The 6,726-nt window shown below is 60.1% G+C and carries 6 protein-coding genes; 4 read left to right on the top strand and 2 right to left on the bottom strand.

Annotated elements, in window-relative coordinates:
• From smc to WBP53_RS11290, 3 genes are all read left to right on the top strand, one after another.
• Positions 1 to 3,084: chromosome segregation protein SMC (gene smc / locus WBP53_RS11280; protein WP_423928950.1), on the top strand; the 3,084-nt coding region annotated here is incomplete at its 5' end.
• A gap of 46 nt (positions 3,085 to 3,130) precedes the next feature.
• Entirely contained in the window at positions 3,131 to 3,916 is a 786-nt protein-coding gene (zipA, locus tag WBP53_RS11285) for a cell division protein ZipA (protein WP_423928952.1), read from the top strand.
• A gap of 153 nt (positions 3,917 to 4,069) precedes the next feature.
• The gene (locus tag WBP53_RS11290) at positions 4,070 to 4,468 is read left to right on the top strand and encodes a phasin family protein (protein WP_423928954.1); all 399 of its coding nucleotides are present in this window, start codon (positions 4,070 to 4,072) and stop codon (positions 4,466 to 4,468) included.
• Between the two features lie 268 nt (positions 4,469 to 4,736).
• On the opposite strand, the gene WBP53_RS11295 is transcribed toward WBP53_RS11290, so the two are convergent.
• A complete protein-coding gene (locus WBP53_RS11295; RefSeq protein ID WP_423928956.1) occupies positions 4,737 to 5,369 on the bottom strand; it encodes a TetR/AcrR family transcriptional regulator in 633 nt (210 codons plus the stop codon).
• 29 nt (positions 5,370 to 5,398) lie between these two features.
• Positions 5,399 to 5,656 carry an acyl-CoA-binding protein gene (locus WBP53_RS11300; RefSeq protein ID WP_423928958.1) on the bottom strand — a complete coding sequence of 86 codons (258 nt, stop codon included), beginning with the start codon at positions 5,654 to 5,656 and terminating at the stop codon, positions 5,399 to 5,401.
• A 190-nt stretch (positions 5,657 to 5,846) separates the two neighbouring features.
• On the opposite strand from WBP53_RS11300, the gene WBP53_RS11305 reads away from it, so the two are divergent.
• Positions 5,847 to 6,726: SDR family oxidoreductase (locus WBP53_RS11305; protein ID WP_423928960.1), on the top strand; the 880-nt coding region annotated here is incomplete at its 3' end.

The raw sequence follows: 6,726 nt of genomic DNA on the forward strand, positions 1-6,726 counted from the left end.
TACTCGATCATCGAGCAGGGCATGATCAGCCAGATCGTCGAATCCGATCCGGAACAACTGCGCGTCCATCTGGAAGAGGCCGCCGGCATTTCACGTTACAAGGAGCGTCGCAAGGAAACAGAGAGCAGGATCAAGGCGACGCGGGAGAATCTTGACCGCGTCAAGGATGTTCGCGACGAGGTGGACAAGCAGCTCGAGCACCTCAAGCGTCAGGCTCGGGCGGCAGAACGCTGGCAGGGATTTCAGGCCGAGCACAAGCGCAAGGAGGCCGAGCTCAAGGCCGTCACCTTGCGCGAGGCCAGGGCTGAGCTTGATTCGCAATCTGGCAGTCTGCGTCAGGCTGAACTGGCGATCGAGCAAAAGCTGGCCGATCAGCGGCAACGTGAAGCGCGTATCGAAACCGGTCGAGAAGCGCATCACGCAGCTTCCGAGCACCTCAACGCCGTGCAGGGCGAAGTATATAAAGTCGGTGCGGAAATTGCGCGCGTCGAACAACAGATCCAGCACAGCCGCGTCCTCGCGGAGCAGCTGGAACGAGCGCGAAATGAAACCGAACAGGCGCATGCCGAACTGGCTGCCCATATTGCCACGGATACCGGCCAGGCCGAGTCGCTGCGGCTGACCCTGAACGATTCGGCGCCGCAGCGGGAGACCCTTCACGAGGCTGTCGAGAAGGCCGCCGAGGTCCTGACCGTCGCCGAGGCGAGTCTCGCGGAGTGGCAGGAGAAGTGGGACGTCTACGCGCGTTCCAGTTCGGAGGCGGGCCAGGCTGCAGAAGTCGAACGAACCCGTCTCGACTACCTCGACCGCCAGTGTGCGGATGCCGATCGTCGCCGCGAAGCATTGCTCGCCGAGAAGCAGGCTGTAGACCTGACCGAACTGGCCAGTGCGCTGGAATTGCTCGACTCCGAACAGGAAACCCTGCGAGGGCAGGTCGAAGCCCTGGCTGGCACGCTGGATGAACGTCGCCTCGCGCACGAACAGATTGTCGAAGGCGAGCGGGAGTTGCAGGCTTCGCTGAGTTCCAAGCGCGGTGAACTGGAAAAATCACGCGGTCGGCTTGCTTCGCTCGAGGCTCTCCAGCATGCAGCGCTGGGTGAAAACGATGACGCCGCGCACGAGTGGCTGGAGCGTCTCGGACTATCGAAATCACGCAGGCTCGGAGAAGTCCTCGAAGTGGACAGTGGCTGGGAAGCCGCCGTCGAGACAGTCTTGCAGGGTTGGCTGGATGCCGTGCTGGTCGATTCACCCGAAACACTTGCTCAGGAGCTGATCGATCTGCGCGAGGCCGACCTGACGCTTCTCGCAACCGCCACCGATGATTCGGTCGGGCCGGCAGGAACCCTTGCGGCGCACGTGCGTGGACCAAAGCCCATACGCGCCATGCTGGCTCGAGTGACAACGATTGATTCAGTCGACGGTTTGCGCGCTGCCATGGCCGAACTGCCGGCAGGGCATTCGATCATGACTGCGGCCGGCGAGTGGTTTGGCACCGGGTTTGCACGCATCGCACGCGCGCAGGGATCCCAGGTAGGAGTGCTCGCACGCGAGCGCGAAATCACCGAACTTGGCCAGCGTGTGACTGAGCTGGAAGGCGCGATTGAAGAGCATGCAACCCGACTCGAGGATTCGAGGCTTGCCCGGATCGAGGCCGAGCGTGTTCGCGATGAAGCGCAGCGCGAAGCTCACGCTGCGCACCGCCGACTGGCCGAGAATTCGGGTCAGTTGCAGAGCCAGCGCGGGCGAATGGATAGCGCCCGAGAGCGCCTGTTGCGTGTCGACGGCGAGCTCGATGAACTGATAACCAAGCTGGACGCCGAACACGAACAGGTGCGTGAAGCGCGCGGTCGGCTGGACAAGGCCATCGAGCGCATGGGCGAACTCGAGCAACAGCGCCAGCAGCTGGATGCCGGCCGCCGACAATTGCTCGAGGCACGCGAAGAAGCACGCATGAATGCGCGCGAGGCGCGCGACGTCGAACACCAGGCTGCTCTGTCCATCGAGTCGAAGCGATCGGCTTTGACGGCCCTGGAACAGTCGCTTCAGCGCATGCAGGCACAGCTTGCCCAGCTTGATTCGCGTCGGGGCGAGATCGCCGAACAACTGGCATCGAGCGGTGATCCGCTGGTCGAGCTGGAATCGGAACGACAGTCCTGTCTCAATCAGCGATTGCTAGTCGACAAACAACTGGTCGAGGCACGCAAGGCGCTTGAAGAGCGGGATGCCGAAATGCGCCAGCATGAGCTCGAACGCAATGCGATCGCCGAAGCTTTGACGGAAAGCCGTGAGGCGCTGGGCAATTTGCGCTTGAATGAGCAGGAGCGTCGCCTGCATGCCGATAGCCTGGCTACGGCGATTGTCGAGGCGGGTTTCGAAGTCGACGCGCTGATGGCGGAGTTGCCGGAAGATATTGACGCCGCTCGCTGGGCCAGCGACCTGGAAGATCTGGAGCAGAAAATCCGGCGTCTCGAGCCGGTCAATCTGGCGGCGATCCAGGAGTACGAAGAGCAATCCCAGCGCAAGGTTTACCTCGATGCGCAGCTCACCGACTTGGGCACGGCACTGGAGACTCTGGAAGCTGCCATTCGCAAGATTGATCGCGAGACGCGCCAGCGATTCAAGGACACGTTCGACCGAGTGAATACCGGCGTGCAGGAATTGTTTCCGCGGCTGTTCGGTGGTGGCCAGGCCTATCTTGAGCTGACCGGAGACGATCTGTTGTCCACCGGCGTTTCGATCATGGCGCGTCCGCCTGGAAAACGCGTAACCTCCATCTCGCTGCTCTCGGGCGGCGAGAAGGCGATGACCGCAGTCGCCCTGGTGTTTTCGATTTTCCGGCTCAATCCGGCACCGTTCTGCCTGCTCGACGAGGTCGATGCTCCACTGGACGAGGCCAACGTCGGGCGTTTTTCTGCGCTGGTCACCGAGATGAGCAAGGACGTCCAGTTCATCTTTGTCACGCACAACAAGTCGACAATGGAAGCCGCCAAGCAATTGTGTGGCGTAACCATGCGCGAGCCGGGTGTTTCGCGTCTGGTCCTGGTCGATCTTGCCGAAGCGGCCAAGCTGGCCGGCGCGGCATGATCCTTCCGCAGCGGTCTATGATCAAGAATCGGGTCTAGGAGTCGAAATGGAGCAGCAAGCATTGGGTGCCACGGAAATGCGTGTGATCATCTTTGTGATCGGCCTGGTCGTGCTCGCCCTGATCTATTTTTTCGGTCGACCGAAGAAGCCTGGGCAGGGGCGGCGAACACTGTTCCGGGGACCTGCGGGCCAGCGGGTCGAGCCAACCCTGGGTGACCGGGATGATCTCGACGTCGATGAGAATCAGGAACAGCGCCCCAGAGGCGAACAGTTCGACCTGCTCGGATCATCAAGCTCCGAAGCGGATGACAACGCGGCAGCCAGTCCCAAGGCATCACGCTCCAGGCGTTCGGCCAAACCTCCGGTGGGTGTGCGTCCGAGTGGCGCCATCGAACATATCGTCACCCTTTTCGTGAGCGCCCGAGATGGGGCAAAGATCACGGGCAGTGACCTGATAGTGGCCGCGGAAAAGGCCGGGCTGGAGTTTGGTGATCGCGGCATCTTCCACCGCATGGTTGCCGGGAAGCATGAAGCTGGACCAGTATTCAGCATGGCCAACATGATCAAGCCAGGCAATTTCGACATGGCTCGTATCGAAACCCTGAACACGCCGGGCGTGACCCTGTTCATGGCGCTGCCGGGTCCCCTTCCTGCTCTGGATGCCTGGGATGCGATGCTGCCCACTGCGCAAAGGCTCGCGGAACTTCTCGATGCGAACCTGCAGGACGAAAAACACGGTGCGCTCGGTCGCCAAGGCATTGCGCACATCCGTGACCAATTGCGTGCCTGGGACCGCAAGCATGAAGGTGATGCGTTCCGCGCCAATTGGTAGCAGGTGAGCCTCTCGCGGACGAAGCGGGTAGGCAGGCACGCGATCCGGCATCAAGCGCCGCCCGCTGTAGTGTGAATGCTCGACAGCGAGCAGGGATGATGGTCTCAGTCGCCCAACCGTGGCGAATTTCACCATCCCATGAGGAGATGCATTGTGAGCAAGCAGATCAAGGTCAACAAGACTTCGAAGACGAAGGTTGCGCCGAACGCCGACAACGCACAGCGAATTTGGCTCGCCAGTCTGGGCGCCTTTTCGATCGCCCAGAAGCAGGGCTCCGAGCTTTTCGAGACGATGATCAGCGAAGGCAAGTCCTTCCAGGTCCGTAGCGAGAAGCTTGCACGGAAAGTCTCCGCTGATGTCCGCAAGGGCTTTGACAGCCGCCTGAAGCCGGTCAAGGCTCGCGTGCTGGCAACTCGCAAGAGCGCTGAAGCTAAGTTCGAGAAGGGACTTGGTCAGGCGCTTTCCTACGCGGGCATCCCTTCAAAGGCTGACGTGGACGCGCTGATCAACCGTGTTGATCGCCTGTCCAGGCAGCTGCGCGCCGCCAAGTAATACGACATGTTCAGCGCCAGTCCGCGAAACGGACTGGCGCTGGCAATTTGTCAGCGGATTCGGGCTTCGTTCTGGTCGATTGCGGCAATCGCAAGGACAAGGAACAGAATCCGCAGATTGGGCCACCTGCAGAGCCATCCTGCAAACCACACAAGCGTGTTGCCGAATCCAGGCGTGAGATAGCCTGCGCTGGCAACGCCGCTCGCGAATTTCAGCCTGATCCCACGCTGCGACCCTTCGAAGTGTTTGCAACTGCGCGATGCATTTCCTATCGCAAGTAGGCTGCGGCCAGGGTATTCAGGTGCAGGCGCTCCGAGTCGCGCAGGAATGGCGCGATCAGCATCATGACTTGGTGTATGCCGCGACCGACATCCGGTTGGCCTGATTCGTTCTTGCCATGGCGAACAGCGTCGAAGTTGAGCCAGAACGTGGCTACCAAAACGATATTTTCCGCGGTGGCGCGAATCTCATCGGCACTTGCGCGGAATATTCCAGCCGCTGCGAGTCCACGCATGACACCGGCGGCATTCTCTGACGCCCGTTTGAGGATGCGCGAGAAGTGCATGCGCAGCTTCCGATTTCGCGAAAGGATGTCCACGAGATCGCGATAGACGAAGCGGAAATCCCACATGCATTCAAAGATCTGGTGCAGTTGCAGCCAGACATCCTCCAGGGTGGGCAGCCGGTCATCGGGGGCCACCAGTGCTTCGTCGATACGCAGCTCGTATCGCGCGAACAGGTGACCGATGATGTCGTCCTTGTTGCGATAGTGGTAGTAGAGGTTGCCCGGACTGATCCCCAGTTCGTCGGCGATATGATTGGTGGTTACGTTCGGCTCGCCTTGCGCATTGAACATGGCCAGGGCGGTTTCGAGAATCAGTTCGCGAGTTTGACGCGCCATCGGGTATCCCGTGCGGTTTGTCGCGATGGTCAGGCGCGAAGCTTGGCGACCAGATCGACGTACTTCTGCTTGGCTTCGTCCTGATCGGTGCCCTGGAGTTTCGCCCAGGCTTCGTATTTTGCAGTCCCCACGAAATCGAAGAAGCCGGGCTTGGGCCCGGATACGTCGCCGTCGGCGCCTTGCTTGTACAGAGCGTACAACCTCAGCAGGGTGTCGTTGTCCGGGCGCTCCGGCAATTTCTTGATGTCATCTGCGGCATTTTCAAAGCTGGTCTGAAGCTTGGACATTTTGATTGGCCTGATTGGACGCGCCCCCTGCGCCAGAACTTTCTATCATGCACCCGGAGGGTGGTCAACGCGATTGAATCGCTCGTGGAAAGCTTGCCTATGGACGACTATGCTGTAGCCAGCCGGTGAACGTAGCCATCGATCCAGACTGGTATGTCCGGGCATCCTGAATTTGGAATGGAGTGGGGAAATGACATATTTCGTGACAGGCGCAACCGGATTCATAGGCCGCCATCTGCTCGAAAAACTGCTGTTGCGCAAGGGCAAGATCTACTGCCTGGTGCGCAAGGAATCGATCCCGAAATTCGAGGAGATGCGTGATCGCCTTGGTGCCGACAAGGATCGAATGATTGCAGTCACGGGGGATCTCGCCAAGACCCGCCTGGGCGTGACGCCGACGGCCCTGAAAAACACGAGTGGCAAGATCACCCATTTCTTTCATCTTGCTGCGTTGTATGACCTGTCTGCAGACGAGGCATCCCAGGTCAAGGCCAATATCGACGGCACGCGACATGCCCTGCAACTGGCCGAGAGCCTGAAGGCTGGGTGTTTCCATCATACGAGCTCGATTGCCGCCGCAGGTCTCTATCCGGGCGTGTTCCGCGAGGACATGTTCGAAGAGGCGGAAGGCCTGGATAATCCGTATTTCCGGACCAAACATGATTCTGAAGGTCTGGTCAGGAAGGAGTGCAAGCGGCCCTTCCGTATCTATCGCCCAGGTATCGTGATCGGAAACTCGAAGACTGGCGAGATGGACAAGATCGATGGTCCGTACTACTTCTTCCGCCTGATCAAGAAAATGCGCGAGGTGCTGCCGCCCTGGATGCCGACCGTGGGCCTGGAAGGGGGACGACTGAACCTGGTTCCTGTCGACTGGGTTGCGGCCGCCATGGACCACATCGCACACGTTCCAAAACTTGATGGCCAGTGCTTCCATCTGACCGACCCGGCACCTCGCCGGATTGGCGAGGTGCTGAATATTTTTGCCCATGCCGGGCATGCTCCAAAGATGACGATGCGCATCGATGCGCGCATGTTCGCATTTGTTCCTGCAGCGATACGTCACGCAC

This window comes from Dokdonella sp. (assembly GCF_049593775.1).
Lineage (GTDB): Bacteria > Pseudomonadota > Gammaproteobacteria > Xanthomonadales > Rhodanobacteraceae > Dokdonella.

What these genes read in the sequence shown, in the direction of transcription:
- zipA (WP_423928952.1), top strand. Translation starts at nt 3,131, where the DNA reads ATGGAGCAGCAAGCATTGGGTGCCACGGAAATGCGTGTGATCATCTTT.
- WBP53_RS11295 (WP_423928956.1), bottom strand. Translation starts at nt 5,369, where the DNA reads ATGGCGCGTCAAACTCGCGAACTGATTCTCGAAACCGCCCTGGCCATG.
- WBP53_RS11300 (WP_423928958.1), bottom strand. Translation starts at nt 5,656, where the DNA reads ATGTCCAAGCTTCAGACCAGCTTTGAAAATGCCGCAGATGACATCAAG.